At 49.7% G+C, this 19,237-nt stretch carries 19 protein-coding genes and 1 tRNA gene; 10 read left to right on the forward strand and 10 right to left on the reverse strand.

Going from position 1 to position 19,237, the window contains the following annotated elements:
- Window positions 1–85 precede the first annotated feature (85 nt).
- The 3 genes from HMPREF2560_RS05770 to HMPREF2560_RS05780 form a co-directional block, all read right to left on the reverse strand.
- Window positions 86–2,404 carry an MMPL family transporter gene (locus HMPREF2560_RS05770; protein ID WP_070608120.1) on the reverse strand — a complete coding sequence of 773 codons (2,319 nt, stop codon included), beginning with the start codon at window positions 2,402–2,404 and terminating at the stop codon, window positions 86–88.
- Window positions 2,405–2,497: 93 nt separating this feature from the next.
- The gene (locus tag HMPREF2560_RS05775) at window positions 2,498–3,115 is read right to left on the reverse strand and encodes a 4'-phosphopantetheinyl transferase family protein (protein WP_070608121.1); all 618 of its coding nucleotides are present in this window, start codon (window positions 3,113–3,115) and stop codon (window positions 2,498–2,500) included.
- Window positions 3,116–3,167: 52 nt separating this feature from the next.
- Entirely contained in the window at window positions 3,168–3,680 is a 513-nt protein-coding gene (locus HMPREF2560_RS05780; RefSeq protein ID WP_224783511.1) for a hypothetical protein, read from the reverse strand.
- A 199-nt stretch (window positions 3,681–3,879) separates the two neighbouring features.
- Between HMPREF2560_RS05780 and HMPREF2560_RS05785 the strand changes: the two genes are divergently transcribed.
- The 3 genes from HMPREF2560_RS05785 (at window position 3,880) to HMPREF2560_RS11325 (ending at window position 5,232) form a co-directional block, all read left to right on the forward strand.
- Window positions 3,880–3,972 (forward strand) — tRNA-Ser (locus tag HMPREF2560_RS05785).
- 80 nt (window positions 3,973–4,052) lie between these two features.
- The gene (locus HMPREF2560_RS05790) at window positions 4,053–4,613 is read left to right on the forward strand and encodes a pseudouridine synthase (protein WP_070873764.1); all 561 of its coding nucleotides are present in this window, start codon (window positions 4,053–4,055) and stop codon (window positions 4,611–4,613) included.
- Window positions 4,614–4,965: 352 nt separating this feature from the next.
- A complete protein-coding gene (locus HMPREF2560_RS11325) occupies window positions 4,966–5,232 on the forward strand; it encodes a hypothetical protein (RefSeq protein WP_210385471.1) in 267 nt (88 codons plus the stop codon).
- A 99-nt stretch (window positions 5,233–5,331) separates the two neighbouring features.
- Here the strand turns inward: HMPREF2560_RS11325 and HMPREF2560_RS05800 are convergent, their stop codons facing one another.
- The 5 genes from HMPREF2560_RS05800 to HMPREF2560_RS05820 form a co-directional block, all read right to left on the reverse strand.
- The gene (locus tag HMPREF2560_RS05800) at window positions 5,332–6,138 is read right to left on the reverse strand and encodes a DUF4198 domain-containing protein (protein ID WP_070608123.1); all 807 of its coding nucleotides are present in this window, start codon (window positions 6,136–6,138) and stop codon (window positions 5,332–5,334) included.
- Window positions 6,139–6,288: 150 nt separating this feature from the next.
- Entirely contained in the window at window positions 6,289–7,665 is a 1,377-nt protein-coding gene (radA, locus tag HMPREF2560_RS05805; RefSeq protein ID WP_070608124.1) for a DNA repair protein RadA, read from the reverse strand.
- A gap of 73 nt (window positions 7,666–7,738) precedes the next feature.
- Entirely contained in the window at window positions 7,739–8,275 is a 537-nt protein-coding gene (locus HMPREF2560_RS05810; protein WP_070608125.1) for a hypothetical protein, read from the reverse strand.
- Window positions 8,276–8,364: 89 nt separating this feature from the next.
- Window positions 8,365–9,837 carry a S41 family peptidase gene (locus HMPREF2560_RS05815; protein ID WP_049351441.1) on the reverse strand — a complete coding sequence of 491 codons (1,473 nt, stop codon included), beginning with the start codon at window positions 9,835–9,837 and terminating at the stop codon, window positions 8,365–8,367.
- A gap of 215 nt (window positions 9,838–10,052) precedes the next feature.
- Window positions 10,053–11,948, reverse strand: coding sequence for a murein hydrolase activator EnvC family protein (locus tag HMPREF2560_RS05820; protein ID WP_070608126.1), 1,896 nt, complete (start codon window positions 11,946–11,948; stop codon window positions 10,053–10,055).
- A 173-nt stretch (window positions 11,949–12,121) separates the two neighbouring features.
- Here HMPREF2560_RS05820 and HMPREF2560_RS05825 point away from each other — a divergent pair, with 173 nt between their 5' ends.
- The 7 genes from HMPREF2560_RS05825 (at window position 12,122) to HMPREF2560_RS05855 (ending at window position 16,454) form a co-directional block, all read left to right on the forward strand.
- Window positions 12,122–12,667, forward strand: coding sequence for a CreA family protein (locus HMPREF2560_RS05825; protein WP_070608127.1), 546 nt, complete (start codon window positions 12,122–12,124; stop codon window positions 12,665–12,667).
- Between the two features lie 30 nt (window positions 12,668–12,697).
- Window positions 12,698–13,246: a YqgE/AlgH family protein gene (locus HMPREF2560_RS05830; protein ID WP_049322876.1), complete on the forward strand. Its 549-nt coding sequence runs from the start codon at window positions 12,698–12,700 to the stop codon at window positions 13,244–13,246.
- Window positions 13,239–13,694, forward strand: a complete 456-nt coding sequence (ruvX, locus tag HMPREF2560_RS05835) for a Holliday junction resolvase RuvX (protein WP_070608128.1) — start codon at window positions 13,239–13,241, stop codon at window positions 13,692–13,694. Before HMPREF2560_RS05830 ends, ruvX begins: the two co-directional genes overlap by 8 nt.
- A 168-nt stretch (window positions 13,695–13,862) precedes the next feature.
- The gene (locus tag HMPREF2560_RS05840) at window positions 13,863–14,285 is read left to right on the forward strand and encodes a YidB family protein (RefSeq protein ID WP_070608129.1); all 423 of its coding nucleotides are present in this window, start codon (window positions 13,863–13,865) and stop codon (window positions 14,283–14,285) included.
- Between the two features lie 149 nt (window positions 14,286–14,434).
- The gene (locus HMPREF2560_RS05845) at window positions 14,435–14,983 is read left to right on the forward strand and encodes a carboxymuconolactone decarboxylase family protein (RefSeq protein ID WP_070608130.1); all 549 of its coding nucleotides are present in this window, start codon (window positions 14,435–14,437) and stop codon (window positions 14,981–14,983) included.
- Between the two features lie 124 nt (window positions 14,984–15,107).
- Window positions 15,108–16,199, forward strand: coding sequence for an acyl-CoA dehydrogenase family protein (locus tag HMPREF2560_RS05850; protein ID WP_070608131.1), 1,092 nt, complete (start codon window positions 15,108–15,110; stop codon window positions 16,197–16,199).
- 84 nt (window positions 16,200–16,283) lie between these two features.
- Window positions 16,284–16,454 carry a rubredoxin gene (locus tag HMPREF2560_RS05855; RefSeq protein WP_003680460.1) on the forward strand — a complete coding sequence of 57 codons (171 nt, stop codon included), beginning with the start codon at window positions 16,284–16,286 and terminating at the stop codon, window positions 16,452–16,454.
- 52 nt (window positions 16,455–16,506) lie between these two features.
- Here the strand turns inward: HMPREF2560_RS05855 and dapC are convergent, their stop codons facing one another.
- Together dapC and HMPREF2560_RS05865 are read right to left on the reverse strand one after the other, a co-directional pair.
- Window positions 16,507–17,697: a succinyldiaminopimelate transaminase gene (dapC, locus tag HMPREF2560_RS05860; protein WP_070608132.1), complete on the reverse strand. Its 1,191-nt coding sequence runs from the start codon at window positions 17,695–17,697 to the stop codon at window positions 16,507–16,509.
- Between the two features lie 122 nt (window positions 17,698–17,819).
- Window positions 17,820–18,992 carry an NAD(P)H-dependent flavin oxidoreductase gene (locus tag HMPREF2560_RS05865; protein ID WP_070608133.1) on the reverse strand — a complete coding sequence of 391 codons (1,173 nt, stop codon included), beginning with the start codon at window positions 18,990–18,992 and terminating at the stop codon, window positions 17,820–17,822.
- Between the last annotated feature and the right edge of the window lie 245 nt (window positions 18,993–19,237).

Consider the following 19,237-nt stretch of genomic DNA (forward strand, 5'->3'; position numbering starts at 1 on the left):
TGAAGTTTTTCAGACGGCCTCTTACAACGTGACGATAGAAGTTGAAAAAAATATCGCTTCAACTTCAATCGCCTTCATCTTTTGTCTAATTTTTCAACAATGTGCCTGCCAGCCAAATATTGAATGCCACACCGATGGTAACCGTCATGCCGAACGCGGCAACAGCGGGCGTGCTGCTGATGGCGAGCAGGGCAAAGGAAATGGCTGTTGTCGCAGCAGCAAGCAGCATACCGCCTAATTTTGCCGGCGCGCTGTGGTGTGCGGTGGCGGCATAGACGGCATAGTCCACGCCGATGGCGGACACTAAAAGCAGGCCGAACATGGCAAACAGGCTGACGGGAATGCCGGCCAAACCGAGTACGGCAACGGTGCAGATGGCGGCGGCCAGCGGTACGGCAAGGATTTTGCTGCCGCGTTTGAAGCCAAACATTTTCCACAAAAGCAGCCATGCCAACGCATAGGAAGCCAGTTTCAACCATGCGGCCTGATTGCGCGTGTGGTGGAAAAGCTCGTTTAAGTGGGCGCGTTTGTCTGCCCAATGTATGCCGGAGACGTGTTGCGCCACGGCGCGTACGGCGGCTTCATCGGTCATGCCGTTCAAACGCACGACAGCAGCAAAACGGCCTGGTTCCACTTCGCCCAAATACAAGGAACGCCAAGCCTCTGCCAAATCGGTATTCAGGCCGTCTGAAAGCGACAATGGTTGCGTATCGGCAGCTTGTAGCAGGGCATCGCGCACGGTTTTGCGCGGAATACCGATTTCTGTGAGCGGTTTCCAGCTATCAGGCAACTTGGTCAATTCGCGCAGGCGGTTTTGCAGTTTTTGCTGTTCCGTTGTCGGCAGGATGAATTGGTCGGGCGATTGGATGCCGGACAGTTTGCCTTGTGCGATTAAGGGCTGTAGGGCGCGGCCGAGTTCGGCGGTTTTCTTCAACAGGGCATCTTCGCTTTGTGCTTCGGCCACCAAATATTTGCCGCCAAAATCCGTGCCGCTCAACTGGCCGATTTGTTGTACTTCGGTCAACATTGCGGTCGGCATATTGACCCATTGACGGATGTCGTCACGCCAGTCGCTGCGCCACAGTCCGACTGCCAGCAAAATTCCGCCCACGATTAACCAACCGCGTTTGTGCAGGCGATTTTTCAGACGGCCTGACAAGGAATAGAGCTTTTCGGTTAATGCGGAAAAAGGCACGGTTTTGGCACGGTAGTGGCGAAACAGCGGCGGCAGCCATAAAACGGTGGCACCAAACGCGCCAAATAAGGCAAAGCCTGAAAATACGGCGGTTTGGCGTAATACAGGCAAAGGGGTAAACCACAGCAGCGCGTAGCCCAAGACGGTAATTGTCAGGCTGACGGCAAAGCTCGGCAAGACATGTTTCATTGCTGATTCAGCCTGCCAAACGGTCTTTTCAGACGGCTCGAATACTGACGGAGCAAGCCAGTGCAACGGGAAATCCACCAACATACCCACCAAGCTGGTGCCGATGACGATGGTTAGGATATGCACTTCGCCGAACACCAATAAAGCAACTGCCAATCCGGTCAACATACCGGCTGCCAGCGGCAAGGACAGCAAAAATACTCGGCCGCTGCGGAAGACCCATAAAAGTAGCGCAAAGGTCAGTCCAAGCCCGACCATGCTCATCAGCCGACTTTCTTTTTCTGCGGCTGCTTTGGATACGGCGGCGAACAATGCGCCACCTGCGCTTAAGGTTTCCGCGCCGTTTTCCGAAGCGATTTGACGGCTTTGCGCCATCAGCGGCAAGAGGGCATCGTTGCCGGAAAATTGATCGCCACCAGCGAGCCGTCCGCGCAACAATATCCAAGTTTTGCCTTTGTCTTCGGCAAACAGCATGCCGTTGTCCATGTCCCACTGCAAACGGCTTTGCGGATTGGCTTTGTCGGCAACAAAGCGTCCGAAGCCCAACCAGTCTTGTTCTAAAGACAAAGGCGAGGGCGCGGCAAACGGATTGGCCGCGGCTTCTGCCCGAGCCTGAAAATAGGCTTGCGGCTGCTCAAACAGCAGGCGGATTTCGTCTTGCGGCAAAACCGCCAAACTCAGCTTCTGCATATCCGCCCGCACTTTGTCCAAATTCGGTGTCATGCTGCTGTCGACTTGTTCAAATACGCTGCTCTTGCGCCATGCATCGGCAATTTGTGAGGCCGTCTGAAAAGCGGTTTCGGCATCGGTACTGCCTGCAAGCAAAATGACTTGCGAATTGAGTTGCGCTTCTGCGGCTTTATCCGCGGCCGTCAGTAAGGCATCGGGTTGCTGCTCGCTTGGCAACAACGCGGTCAAATCGGTTTGGATGCGCGTTTGTGAAGCAAAGGCATAAACCAAAAACAGGGTAAGAAACAGGATAAGGGCAGTATAGAGGCGTTTTAGGAGGCGAAGATTCATCGTTCAGACGGCCTTTTGCAAATGCTGCTGTTGGTGTGTGGAATAAGTAAAAGTGCAGTAAATTAAATCAGATTATTATTATTTTGTCAGTTGTTAGATAGTTTGCCGGTTGGTTAAATCATTGGGCTTGAGTGAGCCGAAAAACTGCCATTGCAGGGCGACGGCTTTTACCTTCCAAACGCAGGCAAGTGCCATCGTATCCGCCAAAATCGCGCTTGTGCCGTGCCAATCGGTTTGCTTTCCAGCGCGTAAACCGACGGGTTGCCCTGAATCGAAAACATAGCCGACCGATTTCATATCCGACGGAAAATCCAAATTCGCAGCTTTAATCAATGCTTCCTTGAAACACCACAATCGGTAAAACGTTTCAGACGGCCAGTTTTTCGTTTCCAAAAAGTCTTGTTCTTCCTGCGTGCAGACCAAAGCCGATAGTGCTTTGAAATCGCGCGGTCGGATAAATTCGATATCGACACCGGCTGTTAAGGGATGAGGCGCACACAATAAAGCGGCAAAGCCTTGGCTGTGGCTCAGCGATACAGTCGGTAAATCGGTTTGCTGTTTTAATGCGCGGCTGACTTGCCAGTCTTGACGCTGCGCCAGTTGCGGCGTGGCAGCCAAACGTTGGGAATCGGCTGCGTTTAGAGAAGCATGGTCGTAGCAGGCGGCAAAAGACGGATCGGCCAGCAGGCAGTGAAGGGGTGTCGTATCCATAAAATAGAAAAATGCCAAACTTCATATTGAAGTCCGGCATTTTTGACATTGCTTAGTGGAAGCTGCCTTTCAAAACTACACGGCTGTTGAATGTAGCGATGTGGCATTCGTACTCGTTACCGCCTTTGGTTACTTTGTCAAAGTAGCTAACCAGATGAACGGATTTGGCTTTTTTACGAAGTGCAGTGCTTTGGAAGCGTTTAACCGCGCTCAGGAATGCGCGTTGGCAGGTTTCATCAGGGGTTTTGCCGACTGAGTTGGAGATTTGACGGGAAGTCAAAGTCGCGCCGGATGTGCTGCCGTAGTGAACGCGGATGCTAGGATCCAAAGCAGATTTAGCTTCGGCAGAGTTCAAAGCCACATCGACTTTACACATATAAATATCGTTTTGACCTTTGCCATTGACTTTATGGCCTTCACCCATGCTGCGGCAGGCAGAGCCGGCGGCAGTTGTTTTTTGAGTAGAAGTTTGAGAGGAGGAAGTAGATGGTTGGGAATTGCCGGATTGTGAGCAAGCGGCAAGCATCAGGGCGGATACGGCAACCAAAGCAGAAAAACGTAACATACGAACTCCTTTGTAATAAGGGGTGTGAAAAAAGGTTTACAGAAAACAAAATCATTTTAACATATATGAAAGAAGTATAAAAATAGGATGATGCAAAAAATATTATATTTTTATTTAAATGATTTCATGGCGTTAAGAAAGTTTGGGGCGGTAATGCTTGACGAAGAAGGGCATAAAGCGTATATTGCGGTCTTCCTTAGGAGTAATGGCTGAGAGGCTGAAGGCACTTCCCTGCTAAGGAAGCATGTGGGGTCAACCTGCATCGAGGGTTCGAATCCCTCTTACTCCGCCAAATATGAAAGACACCGTTTATACGGTGTCTTTTTTATTATCCGGAATTTCTTGAAATCCAAGGCCGTCTGAAAGTGTGAAATGAACGATTTGATTATTCTAAACAAGCCTTATGGCGTGATTTGCCAGTTTTCTGCACATGAAAAACATCAGTGCCTTAAGGATTTTGTCGAGAAACCGGGATTTTATCCGGCCGGACGTTTGGATACGGATAGCGAGGGTTTGCTGCTGCTGACCAGTAATGGCCGGTTGCAGGCGCAGATTGCCGACCCGAAATTCAAGCAGGTTAAAACTTATTGGGCGCAGGTGGAGGGTTCTCCTGATGAAGCCAAATTGGATTTGTTGTGCCATGGTGTAGATTTGGGTGATTTTGTCACCCGTCCGGCCGAGGTCAGGGTATTGGAAGAAGGCGAAGCGGATGTTTTATGGCCGCGCGTGCCGCCGATTCGCGTGCGCAAGTCCGTGCCTGATTTTTGGGTGGAAATCAAAATTTCGGAAGGGAAAAACCGTCAAGTGCGAAGGATGACGGCGAAAGCAGGCTTTCCGTGTTTACGCTTGGTTCGTGTGGCAATAGGCCGTCTGAATCTGTTTGATTTGAATTTGGAATTGGGACAATGGCAGTTTGCGCCGTATAAACCTTGATTAAAATCATTAAAATTAATAAAATACTAATCCATTAAATTGTCTGATAAATATTAAATATTGTTATTTATATTTAATATTTATTTATTTTTGTGAAATTTAAAATCACTGCCTGAGGTTATGAAATGTCAGAACATACTACGCTGATTATTAATTGGAAAGGTCCATATTCATACGATGATATTACTAACAATCTAGAGTTGAGAAATGGATTGTATCTTGCGGCAGGCAAACAAAATATGAAAGAGGTGATAATTCCATCCAATATTGTGGCATTACAGAAGGAAATTTCTCCTCAAGATTTAGGAATCATCACAAACTCCCACTTATTACAAGAGAACAGGAATTTTGGTTGGGAACAGTGGTTGTGCCAGCAAATGCGAGCCGTTATTATCTTGAAATGGCTGAAGCACTGATTATTTATTTCTGGCAACCCTCTTTAAACGAAAAGAAAAAAATTTCTCCGCCTAAATCAACAACAGTAATAAATTATTGGTTCACAAAAGACGGACAGCCTAGATTCAACCAGCGAGCTATTTATAGAGATTTGCCAGATGTTCTATCATGGGATACAGAACATTGGAGAACAGGTAACCTAACTGTTTACACAGATTACTAAAATTTTATTTCTCAAAAATATCTTAATTTTAAAATATAGATAAAAAGGTCGTCTGAAACCCCTGCAATACGGTTTTCAGACGACCTTTGTTATTGGGTATTAATGATGTGAATGACCGATTTGGAAAGTCAAAGTAGTGTAGTTCGCCTGTTTTTGGCACACGCTTTGATCAGGGAAATCGGCTTTGTGTTCTACGCTGGCTTTCCAGAAACCTTGGCGCAATGGAATGATGCTGACTTCGCCTTTATCATCGGTGGTATCGGAGAAGACTTGGGCTTCGGTTTTATGGGTTTTGCTGCGGTCGCTGGTGTCGAAGCCGTCAAATGTGGCGGTAACGGTGGCGTTAGGCAGCGGCTCGCCATTGAAGAGGATACGGACTTTGAAGCGTTCGCCGACGTGGACGTTGGCAGGGTTGTCCAAAGGTACGATTTCCAAATGTTGGCCGACTTGTTTGGTGATGATGGCGGTATCTGCGCTTTCGTGGCCGACATTGATGATGTTTTTGCCGAACATACGGGTTTGCTCGCAATAGCTTGCATCAGGCATTTCTTTGATGCTTGCCTGCTTCCAGCCCGCGCTGTTTTTTGACCAGAAGGTCGGTTGGTATTCGGCGGTTACCAAGTAGCTGCCGTCTTTGACCGGCAGTTTGCTGCGGTATTGGTAATTGTATGTACCTTTTTGAATCATGTTTTCTTTGCCTTTTTCAGTCACCAGTTGCATGGGTTTGCTGAAAATGTGCAGGCGGTCTTTGGCGATGGGCTCAAGCTCCGGAAATTCACCATAGCCCAATTCGGCTTCAAGGTATTCGCCGCCATGTGTATGGGCGGTTTCAACCCAAACGCGATGGGCGTGGGCGGCAGTACTGAACAGAAAGGCAGATGCGATAAGCAAAGCAGTTTTTTTCAAGATTTCTCTCCGATTTTCGATGTGTAGAAAAGATAGAATAAAGCGTTCGTTATAATATAACAAAATTATTTAAATTTAAAGAGAGGCCGTCTGAAAACTTTCAGACGGCCTTTTAGATGATTGTTTTTTGAGTCAGATTATCGAAACGGTTTAGTCCCCGTCACGACAAACGTCAATCGCTTCCTGCAAACTGCTGACGCCGTAGATTTTCAGGTTTGGAAACTCTTTGGCATGGCGCGGCATATTGGCTTTGGGGACGATGGCGCGTTTGAAGCCGAGTTTTTCCGCTTCTTTGAGCCGCTCTTGCCCGCGTGCGACAGGGCGGACTTCGCCGCTTAAGCCGATTTCGCCGAATACGACGGTTTTTTCAGGCATGGGTCGGTTGCGGAAGCTGGAGAGCATGGCGAGGATAACAGCAAGGTCGGCGGCAGGTTCGCCGATTTTGACGCCGCCGACGGCGTTGAGGAACACGTCTTGGTCGAAGCAGGCGATGCCGCCGTGGCGGTTGAGGACGGCGAGCAACATGGAGAGGCGGTTTTGTTCGAGACCGACGGTGAGGCGTTTGGGGGTAAAACCGTGTGCGTCATCGACCAATGCCTGAATTTCGACCAAAAGCGGGCGGCTGCCTTCCTGTGTGACCAAAACGCACGAACCGGGCGTGTCGTCGCGGTAGCTGGCAAGGAAGATGGCGGACGGGTTGGATACGCCTCTCAAACCGTTTTCGGTCATGGCGAATACACCCAGTTCGTTTGCCGCACCGAAACGATTTTTGATGGCACGTATCATGCGGTAGTTGGAATGTTGGTCACCCTCGAAATACAGCACAGTATCGACCATATGTTCCAATACGCGCGGGCCGGCAATCGCGCCGTCTTTGGTAACGTGTCCGACCAGTATCATGGCGATGCCCATCTGTTTCGCCATGCGCGTCAGTTGGGCGGCACATTCGCGCACCTGCGACACGGAGCCGGGGGCTGAAGTGATTTGGTCGGAATACATGGTTTGGATGGAGTCGATGACGACGACTTCGGGCTGATGCTGTTTCAACGCCGCTTGAATGGCTTCCATGCGGATTTCGGCAAGCAAGTTTACGCCTTCGGTGGGCAGTTCCAAACGCTGTGCACGCAGGGCGACTTGTTGGGCGGATTCCTCACCGGAAACGTACAGCACTTTGCGGCTTTGCGCCATTTTGGCGATGGTTTGCAACAGCAGCGTGGATTTGCCGATACCGGGGTCGCCGCCGAGCAGGATGACCGCGCCATCTACCAAACCGCCGCCCAATACGCGGTCGAGTTCGCCCATGCCTGTCGGATTACGCGGCACTTCGGTCGCGGTAACGGCGGAGAGGGATTGGACGGTCGAGGTGTCTGCCGCCCAAGATTGGAAACGGGCGTTTTTCGGCTCGGGCGCGGTAAGGCTTTCCTGAAGCGTGTTCCACTCGCCGCAATGCGGACATTTGCCTTGCCATTTCGGGGAAGTGCCGCCGCATTCAGTACATTGGTAGATGGTTTTGGGGGCTTTTGCCATGGTGTTTTGTTTCCGCAGTATTTAGTGAGAAGGCCGTCTGAAAAGTGAGGGAGGTTTTCAGACGGCCTTGAGATTATGGGCGTGTTTTTTTGCTGTTTTCAAGATGGTTGAGTATTTTATCCGGATCTTGTTTAAAGTAGCTGGTTTGGTTGCCACTGGCTTTGTCAGTCAATTCCAACATGCCGGGCAGGCCTTTGATGATGAGGATTCTGGCTTTTATGGTACTTTCTTCACCTATTTTTTGTTTGTTTTGTTCTTCTTTGCCGTTGATGGAGGTTTTATAGTCAGTTACGGTTTGGTGGATTTCTTGTTTTTTCTCGTCAAATGTCCAATTAAAGTCCTGTCTGATGGTGAAGATTTTGTTGGTGGCTTTGAAACTCATTATGGCGATGTCTGTGCCAGTGTTGTCGGGGTTAAAGATGGTTGTGTTGATAAGAGCGCCTTCTTCGTTTTCGACTGCATTTCCCCAGAAGCCGTGTAGGTTTTCACTGGTGATTTTGTTGGCAATGTACATCTCAGAGGCTTGTTCGGGTTTGGCTGCCGATGATACCGGGGAGTTTAGGAGGAATAGGCTGGTCAGGGCGGGGAGGATGAGTCTGGAAATGTTCATGTTTGTTCTTACCTTGGAGTAGGGAGGTGTTTATAGGCCGTCTGAAAATGGAAAGTTTTCAGACGGCCTTTTATCGGATAAAGATGGGTTTATTTTTTGCTGTCTTTATCCGCATCTTTTTTCGGAGCAGGTTTTTTCGCTGCCAAGCCCAAAGATTTTTGCCATTCGGCTGGATTTTTCACCAAGTCCAAGGCTTTGCGGAGCTGATCGTCTTTGGCCGGATTGGGAATGCGGCGGCTGGAGATGTCTTCGTCTTTGTCTTTTTTGGACTTGTCTTTATCGGCTTTGGTTTCTGTGTTGGCAGGCGTTTCAGTGCTGCTGTTGACGTCTTGGCCGCCTAACGGATTGCCGATATGGCCGACCAAATCGGCCTCGCGGCTTTCAAAGGCGCGGTCTTTGTCTTTGACTTCAACGTCAGGAACAATGCCTTGCGCTTGAATCGAGCGGTCGTTTGGCGTGTAGTAAAGGGCAGTAGTCAATTTGACTGCGCTGCCGCCGGAAAGCGGAATCAGGGTTTGCACTGAGCCTTTGCCGAAACTTTGTGTGCCGACGACAACGGCGCGTTTGTGGTCTTGCAATGCTCCGGCAACGATTTCGGAAGCGGAGGCCGAGCCTGCGTTAATCAGGACGGTCATAGGAATGGTTTTCAGCTCGGCAGGCAATCCGGCCAACGGGTCTTTGCCGCTGGTGGTGATGTAGTCTTCGGCTGTTGCTTTGAGAACCATGCCTTCTTTTTTGTTGCGGCCTTTGGTGCTGACAACGGTTACGTCAGGTTGCAGGAAGGCTGCGGATACGCCGACTGCGCCGTTGAGCAGGCCGCCCGGGTCGTCGCGCAAGTCGAGGATGATGCCTTTGAGCGGACCTTTGTTTTCTTTGACAAGGGCTTGTGCGGCTTCGTTGAGCGCGGCAACAGTGCGCTCTTGGAATTGGGAGACGCGGATGTAGCCGTAGTCTTTTTCAAGCAGATGATGGCGCACGCTTTTGACTTTGATGATGGCGCGGGTCAGGTTGACGACGATGGGTTTGTCGGCATTTTTGCGTGAAAGGGTCAGGGTGATTTTGGTACCCGGTTTGCCGCGCATTTTTTTGACGGCTTCGCTGACGGTCAGGCCGCGTGTAGAGGTATTGTCGATTTTGACGATGAAGTCGCCGCTTTTCACACCGGCGCGTTCTGCCGGAGTGTCTTCAATCGGGGCAACGACTTTGACGAAGCCATCTTCTTGTCCGATTTCCATGCCCAGACCGCCGAATTCGCCGCTGGTGGATTCTTTCATTTCGGCATAGCCTTTTTTGTCCATATACTCGGAATGCGGATCGAGATCGGACACCATGCCTTTCATTGCGCCTTCAAAAAGCTCGGCATCGGGTTTGTCTTGGTAATAGTTGGCTTTGATTTGGCCGTACACTTCTGCCATGGTGCGGATGGTTTGCACGGGCAGAGCCTCGTTGTCTTTTTTGTCTTTTTCGGCGGCAAAACTTTGTACACTCAGACTGAGGGCGATGCCGCTAAATGCGCCGAGAGTGTAGATTGCAACTTTTTTCAAAGTGGATTTTGTTGACATTCGTTTGACTTTCTTTTTGTGTACGGTAAGCAAAGTGGTTTTTGTTTTCTCTGAACCCGTTGACTTTATGTGATTTAAACGCTTGGAACAATAAGTTTAAGGTAAAAGTTTGTTGTTTAATGTGCTGAACAGGCGTGAAAATCGTGTTTTATTGTAGTTTATGATGAAAATTCAGACGGCCTGAAGGGGAAAATTCACTCAGGCCGTCTAAAATATCAGTTAATCCATGAAAGCGGATTCATGACTTGTCCGTTGTAGCGGACTTCAAGGTAAAGGCCGGTTTCGCCCGACGGCAAAGTACCGCTGGTGCCAATCTTGCTGCCGGCATTGACGGCGTAGTTTTGGGCGATGTCGATTTCGTTCAGGCCGGAGTAAATGCTGACATAGCCGTCGCCGTGGTCGAGGACGACCACTTTGCCGTAGCCTTCAAGCTCGCCGGCAAAAGTAACCGTGCCTGAGGCAATGCTGCTGACCGGAGCAGGAACAGTATTGTAGAACACGCCTTTCCAAACTTCGCCATCGCCGCGGTCTTGACCGAACAGGCCTGCCAGTGTGCCGTTGACCGGTTTTTTCAGACGGCCTTGCATACGGCTGAAGCTGTTGGCGTTGCTGACGGTAAAGCCTTGGGTGTTGGGGGCTTGCAGTTTCATGTCTTCGTCAGTCAGCGTGGACATGGCGGCGCGTTCGGCTTCGGCTTTTTGCTGGGCGGCAGCCTGCTCTTTGCGGGCTTTTTCGGCAGCGGCTAAACGGGCTTCGGCAGCTTTTTTACGCGCTTCTGCTTCGGCTTTGCGTTGCTCGGCTTTGCGTTTTTCCAAATCTTTCAGGAGATTGTTGAGGCGTTGCTCGTTTTCTCTGTGGTTGATTTTCTTTTGCGCTTCTTTGGCCATTTGCGCGTTTTGACGGCGGCTTTCGGCTTGTTCGGCGGTATTGGTTACGCCTTGTTGACGCAATGAAGCTTGGATATTGGCTTGCAGTTTTTTCAGATAAGCCAATTCATTGTTGATTTTTTGCTCTTGCGCTGCCAGCTCTTTCTGTTGTTTTTCCAAGTCTCTCATGACTTGGTCGTTGGCGTTGTTGATATAACGCGTGTAACGTAGGAAGCGGGTTTTTTGACCGGCATCGGCGTTTTTCAGGAAGAGGGCAACCGCGTTGGGCTGGCTGTTTTTATAGTTGCCGGACACAAAACGCGAAATTTGGGCGCGCGTGTTGGAAACTTCTGCTTTCAACTGGTTGGCATCAGCATTGAGTTTTTGGAATTTTTCCCATGCGTCGCGTTGTTTGCGGTTGATGCCGGAGAGGTTGTTGCGTGTTTGTTGCAGCTGTTTGAGCGTGGCATTGACATGGATAATGAAACCCTCGTTGCGTTTGGCAAAGGATTTTTTGGTTTCCATATCGTTGGCGGCGGCAGTTACGGCTGCTTTGAAATCGTTGTCGGCTGAAGAAGCGACTTTAGGCTCAACTTTAGGCTCGGCTTTTTTGTTTTGCTCTTTGGCTTTTGTGTCTTTTTTGTCGTCAACAGCTTTTTTTGCAGGTTCTTTGTCTTCGGCTTTTTTGTCTTCGGCTGCTTTTTTTCCGGGCTCTTTGGTTTTTTTGCCGTCTTTTTTATCCTCAACCGCTTTTTTAGCAGGCTCTTTGGCTTTGGTTTCCTTAGGGTCTGCTTTTTTTACGGGTTCTTTGGCTTTGCTGTCTTTTTTATCTTCAACAGGTTTCTTGTCTTGTTCTTTGGCCTTGCCGGATTTTGCGGCTGCGGCTTTTTTGTCTTTTGCCGTTTCTTTAGGCTCTTCGGCTTTGCGGCTGGACTTTTTATTGTCGGCAGCGGCTTCGGCGACTTTAGCCGTTTTGTTTTTGGCTGAAGCGCGTTCGTTTTTGTCGGCGGTTTCCTTCTCTTTGGCAGCTTTGGCTTTAACCGCTTTTTTGTCTTCCTCTTTTTCTTTTACTGCTTGTTTTTTTGAGGTTTCTTTTTTTACATCTGCCTTGGCGGCTTCTTTCTCTTTTTTCACGGGCGCAGCTTTTTTGACGGCGGCCGCTTTTTCTTTCGGCGCGTCTTTGGCAGCATAGGTTGGCAGGGAGAAACTGAGCAACAGGGCGAGAATGAGGGGTTTGTAACGCATGGTTCGATCTTGCTATCAAAGTAGGAACAATAGGACGGATTATACTGTCTGTCAGGCCGTCTGAAAATAATATCGGGTTGCAATATGGTCGAACGGTCTTATATAGTAACGATAGAGTAGGCGGACGGGGTTTAGTCTGCCTGGAAAATGACAGTCTGCATCGACAGGATATTATGAAAAAATATTTATTAGTAGTGTTGGGTGCCATGGTTTTGGCGGCTTGTGGTAACGATACCGATAAAATCGGACGCGCCAGTACGGTGTTTCATATGCTGGGTAAAAACGACCGTATTGAAGTGGAAGGTTTTGACGATCCTGATGTGCAGGGGGTTGCCTGTTATATTTCGTACGCGAAAAAAGGCGGTTTGAAAGAAACGGTCAATCTGGAAGAAGATGCCAGCGACGCATCGGTTTCCTGCGTGCAAAGTGCGGAAGTCATCCGTTATAACGAGGCTGCGGTTTTGAAACCGCGACAAGTGTTCAAACGCAGTGCCAGCATAGCATTTAAGAGCCAGCAGATTATCCGCTACTACGACCCGAAACGTAAGTCTTTCGCTTATTTGGTGTACAGCGATAAAATCGTTCAAGGCTCGCCGAAAAACTCTTTGAGCGCAGTATCGTGTTTTGCCCATGCGAAAACCGATGCGCCGGTACCGGCAGGCGGTGCGGTTTACGGTGCATGCGTGGTGGACGCGCCGGTTGCCGACGGACAAAAATAATAAAATCAGCTTATAGATATTAAGAAGAATATGAATTTAGCCAACCATTTCCTGATTGCCATGCCTCATATGGACGATCCGTTTTTTACGGATACGGTCATTTATGTGTGCGAACACGATGAAGAAGGTGCGCTGGGCATCATCATCAACAAGCCTTCGCCGATTACCATGGACATGATTTTCGCCGCCGCCGACCGCAATATCCCGTTGCGCCTGCAACATGAAAACGTGATGATGGGCGGGCCGGTTCAGATTGAGCGCGGCTATGTCGTGCATACGCCGATCGGCCGCTGGCAAAACAGCATGGTGGTAACCGATAACGTCGCGCTGACTTCTTCGCGCGATGTGATTGAAAACTTGTCTAAAGAAGGTGCGGTGGACAAGGCTTTGATCAGTATTGGTTATTCGAAATGGGGCAAAGGGCAGTTGGAGCGCGAGCTGGCAGAAAATGTTTGGCTGACCGTGCCTGCGGACGAGCATATTCTTTTTGATGTGCCTTACGAACTCCGTTATGCCGCCGCTTTTGAAAAATTGGGTGTCAATCCGAACGCCTTGGTTTCAGGAGTCGGCCATGCCTGATGCACCAAAAGGCACGGTTTTGGCCTTTGATTTCGGCGAGGCGCGTATCGGCGTGGCGCAGGGCGAGGCAGAGCTGGGTATGACCCATCCGCTGGCGACGGTAACTGGCAACAGCAACGATGAAAAATTCGAGGCCATTGCCAAGCTGGTCAAAGAATGGCAGCCCAAGTATTTTGTGGTCGGCCTGCCGACGCATACCGACGGTACGGAGCATGAGCTGACCCGTTTGAGCCGCAAGTTTGGCCGCCGTTTGCAGGGACGTTTTAACTTGCCGGTTTATTGGGTGGACGAAAGGATGTCTTCCCTATACGCCGAAAGCCTGCTTGCAGAAGCACAAGTATTTGGCCGAAAACAAAAATCCGTACTTGACCAAGTGGCGGCGCAGGCGATTTTGCAAGGGTTTTTCGAAGGTGGCGCGGCCGAGTATTTCAATGGCCGCGAAGAATAGTATTATTCATTATAAAGGCTGTCTGAAACTGGGTTTCAGACGGTCTTTGTTTTGTTACGGCTTTGAGATAAAAGAGGTTTAGTTTGGTTAAGCCTGATTTTTTCCGGCATAAATTTTGCTACACTCCGCTTTCTTTTTTTAGACATAAACACACACAAGGAAAAAGTCATGGCACTCATGGACAATCTTTTGAATGCGGCTACCCAAATGTTGGGTGGCAACAGCGAAAACGGCGCACAAGGTTCTCTGACCGATATGGCGATGGATTTGGTGAAACAGCAAGGCGGCGTGGGCAACCTGATCAACCAACTGCAACAAGGCGGTTTGGGCGATACCCTGAGTAGCTGGGTTTCCAATCAATCCAGCAATCTGCCTGTGTCCGGCAGCGACCTGCAAAATGCTTTGGGCAGCGATACAGTAAACCAAATCGCGCAAAAATTCGGCGTGGATGCCGGTCAAGCAGGCGATTTGTTGGCAAAAGTGTTGCCAGACTTGGTCGATAAAGCCACGCCTAACGGCACGGCTCAAGATGCGGATGGCTTCGGCTTGGACGACATCGCTTCTATGCTGCTGAAAAACTTTATGAAATAATGAGTTGAATCATTTGATAAGGCCGTCTGAATCCGTTCAGACGGCCTTATAACTTTTGGTTCGCGGTAAATAACCAATAAGTCTTTTTCTGATGGAGGCGGATGGCTTATGATGGGCACTTCATTTCACCAGATAAGAAGGTTATACACATGTCCCGCTTGACCATACACACAGTTGAAACCGCTCCCGAAGCTGCTAAACCACGCATTGAAGCCGTATTGAAAAACAACGGCTTTATTCCTAACCTGATTGGCGTTTTGGCCAATGCGCCTGAAGCTTTGGCGTTTTATCAAGAAGTTGGCAAGCTGAATGCGGCCAACAGCCTGACTGACGGCGAAGTTGAAGTTGTTCAAATCATCGCCGCCCGTACCAACGAATGCGGTTTCTGCGTTGCCGGCCACACCAAACTGGCTACCCTGAAAAAACTGCTGTCCGAACAATCCATCAAAGCCGCACGCGCATTGTCTGCAGGCGAGTTTGACGATGCCAAACTGGGTGCTTTGGCAACATTCACCCAAGCCGTTATGGCGAAAAAAGGCGCGGTATCCGACGATGAGTTGAAAGCTTTCTTCGATGCAGGCTACAACCAACAGCAAGCCGTTGAAGTCGTCATGGGCGTTGCTTTGGCAACCTTGTGCAACTACGTCAACAACCTTGCCAAAACTGAAATCAACCCTGAATTGCAGGCATTTGCCTAATCTCATCAAAGGCCGTCTGAAAATTCAGACGGCCTTTTAGTAAAAAGCAAGGATATCCTTGTTGCCAAGAATAATTCATGAGTAGAACCATCTACGCTTCAAACCTTATTCAGAGGAAAAAATCATGACACGCGAAGCTTTACTGAACAATGTTGCCGCACTCGTTAAAAGCAAGCTGAAACCATTGGTGGACGACATCGACCGCAAAGGCCTGTATCCAAAAGAATTTATGCTGGAATTGGGCAAAATCGGCGGTTTTGCCGCGACCGGTACGGTTGAAGAGGGCGGTAACGGTTTTGGTTTGGCAACGCAAATCGCCGTATTGCGCGAAATCGGTAAAGAATGCGGCGCCACTTCGTTCAGCGCATGGTGTCAGGCGGCTTGTGCGTGGTATCTGCACCAATCGCCCAACCAAGCGGTTAAAGATAAATATTTTGCCGACATTCTGCAGGGTAAAGTTTTGGCCGGTACGGGCATGTCCAATACCGTCAAACATCTTGCCGGCATTGAAAAACACAACTTGCAAGCCGAGCGTGTCGAGGGCGGCTATAAAGTCAACGGCGCTTTGCCTTGGGTATCCAATATCGGCGAAGACCATATTTGGGCAAATACCGCCCAAATCGGCGACAGCTATGTGATGTTTATCACCGGCGGTCAATGGGAAGGCGTGACCCTGCAAGATTGCCCTGAGTTCTGCGGTTTGGAAGGCACGCGCACTTACAGCCTGAATTTTAAAGATGTGTTTATTCCCGATGAAGATGTGATTGCTACGCCTGAGCAGTTCCAGTCTTATATCCCGACCATTAAAGCCGGTTTCATCTTGCTGCAAATGGGTATCGGTGCCGGTGTGATTGACGGTGCGCTCGGTATTATCCGTATGGCCAATGTGGTGAACGCGGAAGTGAACGCTTACCTCGACCACAGCTACGATGAGTTGAAAGCCGCGTTGGACGGCGCATGGGTGGAAACCGAACGCCTTGCCGATGATGCGTGGAACAACAAACCTGATACGCTGGCAACCTTAAAACTGCGTGAAGCGGCTGCTGTGTTGGCACTGAACGCCACTCAATCTGCCGCATTGCATGCAGGCGCAAAAGGCTATCTAATGCGCAGCCCGGCACAACGCCGCGTCCGCGAGGCCATGTTTGTCGCCATCGTAACACCGGCCATCAAACACCTGCGTAAAGAAATCGCCGCTTTGGAAGCAGCGCAATAAATTCAAAATATCAACAATAAGACACACGAAAGGCCGTCTGAAAATACGGTTTCAGACGGCTTTTCAAAATGGAAGGAACACCAAATGGCTCAATATATGTGCGGCCCTTGCGGTTGGATTTACGACGAAGATCTCGGCGATCCTGAGCACGGCCTGCCTGCCGGAACTAAGTTTGAGGATATTCCCGATGACTGGAAATGCCCTGAGTGCGGCGTAGGCAAAGAAGATTTTTATCTGTTGGATTTCGTGATATAACTTGGTTGAGTTGATTTAAAAAGGCCGTCTGAAATTTCAGACGGCCTTTGTTTTATCGGCGGTATAAAGCAACCATGGTTTCAGCCGCTTTGACGCAGCTTTCCACATCGGCAACCAAAGCGATGCGGACGTAGCCTTCGCCCGGATTGCCTTGTTCGGTATCGCGGGCGAGGAAGCGGCCGGGCAACACTTGGATCGCGGCTTTCTGCCACAGGTTGCGCGTAAATGCCAAGTCGTCGCCATCGGGAACTTTCAGCCAAATGTAGAACGACGCGTCAGGCAGTTTGACATCGAATGCTTGTTGCAAAATAGGGATGACGCGGTCGAATTTTTCTTGGTAGAGGCGGCGGTTGTCAATGACGTGTTCTTCGTCGTTCCAAGCGGCAATGCTGGCGCGTTGGACGGGAATGCTCATCGCGCTGCCGTGGTAGGTGCGGTAGAGCAGGAAGTTTTTGAGCAACTCGGCATCGCCTGCGACAAAGCCGGAACGCAAACCGGGGACGTTGGAGCGTTTGGACAGGCTGGTGAACATAATAATGTTGCGTGTGCCGCGTCCTAATTGCGCCGCAGCCTGCAAGCTACCGATTGGTTTGTTGCCGTCAAAATAGATTTCGGAATAGCATTCGTCAGAGGCAATAACGAAGCCGTATTTGTCTTGCAAATCAAAAATTTCTTTCCAGTCTTCTAATTGCAGGACGCTGCCGCTCGGGTTGTTGGGCGAGCAGACAATCAGGACTTTGGTGCGTTGCCATACGTCTTCGGGCAGGCTGCTCCAATCGGGATTGAAGCTGGGCGCAGGACAGTTGGCAAAATGGATTTCGCCGCCGCCCAAAATAGTCGCGCCTTCGTAAATTTGATAGAACGGGTTGGGGCTGATAACGACCGGTTTGGGGCCGTCTGAAGCCGGATTTAAAACGGTTTGGATAAAAGAGAACAAAGCTTCCCGGCTGCCCAATACCGGCAGGATTTCATTGTCGGGGTTGAGGCTCAAACCATCATAACGGCGGGCAACCCATTCGGCGCAGGCTTGGCGCAGTTCGGGCAGGCCTGCGGTCAGCGGATATTTTTCCAGTTCGTGCAGGGAGGCGGTCAGCGCGTCGGTGATGACTTTGGGCGTCGGGTGTTTCGGCTCGCCGATTTGCAGATGAATGGGCGTTACGCCTTCGGGTGCATCAATGCCTTGCATGGCTTCACGCAGGCGGGCGAAAGGATAGGGTTTGAGATGGTTCAATAATGGGTTCATGATGTTTCTGCCGGATAAATTCAGGCAACAATCTTAGCATTTTTTAGATAGATTGGGACAAAAAGGCCGTCTGAAAACAGGGTTTAAATGTTTTTCAGACGGCCTTTTGAGTGTTGATGCGTTTATTTGGCAGGGACGACGGGCAGGGAACCGTTCAAGAGATAATGAATGGTTTCTTGAACCGTACGGATGGCGTTGCCAAACGGCAGCGGGTCTTTGCCGCGGAAAAACAAGCCTTTATCGACTTCGCCGCGGAATGCGGCGGAAAGTTGGATGTCGATACAGAATTGACCGGCTTTGGCCAAACCGTCGCGCAAGCCGCAGCTGGTCAGACAGTTCAGGCCTTGGGTACAGCGGCGCGGATCGTTTTTGGCATTGGCTTGCAATTTGGATTCGCGTTTGATGTAGCTGTCGAGGAATTTGGTGCGTACGCCGCGAGCAGGCAAACCGGCAACAGACATGAATTCAACCACTTTTTCGGTTTCCGCACCGGCCAGTGTTTTCTTGAAGTTGATGTGGGCATCGCCTTCTTCGGTCACGGCAAACGCGGTACCGATTTGAACGGCAGACGCGCCCCAGTTTTTCAAGGCTGTTTTGATTTTTTCAAAGTTTGCCATGCCGCCGGCGAGTACCAACGGGATTTTTTCGCTTTCCAAGCCCAAGTTTTTGAATACTTCAAACGTTTCTTCAATAACGCGTTTGAACTCGAACTTGGCATCGTTCACGCCGTCAACGGTTGCCGCACCCAAGTGGCCGGCTGCGTGGGCAGGGTGTTCGATAACGATGGCATCGGGCAAGATGCCTTTTTTCATCCAACGTTTCAAAACGATATTGATACCGCGTGATTCGGACAAAATAGGGAAAAGGGCGACATCTTTGTGGTAGCCTTCGGTCATTTCCGGCAAGTCCAAAGGCAAACCTGCACCCATTACAATCGCGTCTGCACCGGATTCACAGGCCTGACGGACGTAGGCGGCATGGTCTTTTACGGCTTTCATGACGTTGACGGCAATCATGCCTTTGCCTTCTGAATCGGCTTTGGCTTTTTTGATTTCACGGTCAAGCGCGATGCAGTTGAGGCGGGTGTATTTTTCTTCGCTGGAATCGATTTTTGATTCGGCCAGCAAATCTTCGTGCAAGTGGCGCAAATCGACGCTGGCAATCGTACCCACGCCGTTTTCGCGCGCAACCGCGCTGGAGAGTTTTGATGCGGAAACGCCTACACCCATACCGCCTTGTACGACGGGAATCAGTGATTTGCCACGGATAGTCAATGGGTCAAAGTTGTTTTGCATGGATGCTCCTTCATAGATTCTGGATGGTGCCGTCTGAAATCCTATGAAATGGATTGGATAACGGGCTGATGTGTATATAAATAAGTGTGTTTTTCGCCGCCGTTTTTCAGACGGCATGAGGCGTGTTTTTAAAATTTTAGGAATTATACTCTAAGTTAGTGTAAAAATTAGAGTATTAATACAGTTTTTTTAAAGGAAAAATTGAAAAGTCTTGTTAATAAAGGAATAAATTTTATGATGGATTG

It is taken from the genome of Neisseria sp. HMSC078H04 (assembly GCF_001838135.1).
GTDB lineage: Bacteria > Pseudomonadota > Gammaproteobacteria > Burkholderiales > Neisseriaceae > Neisseria.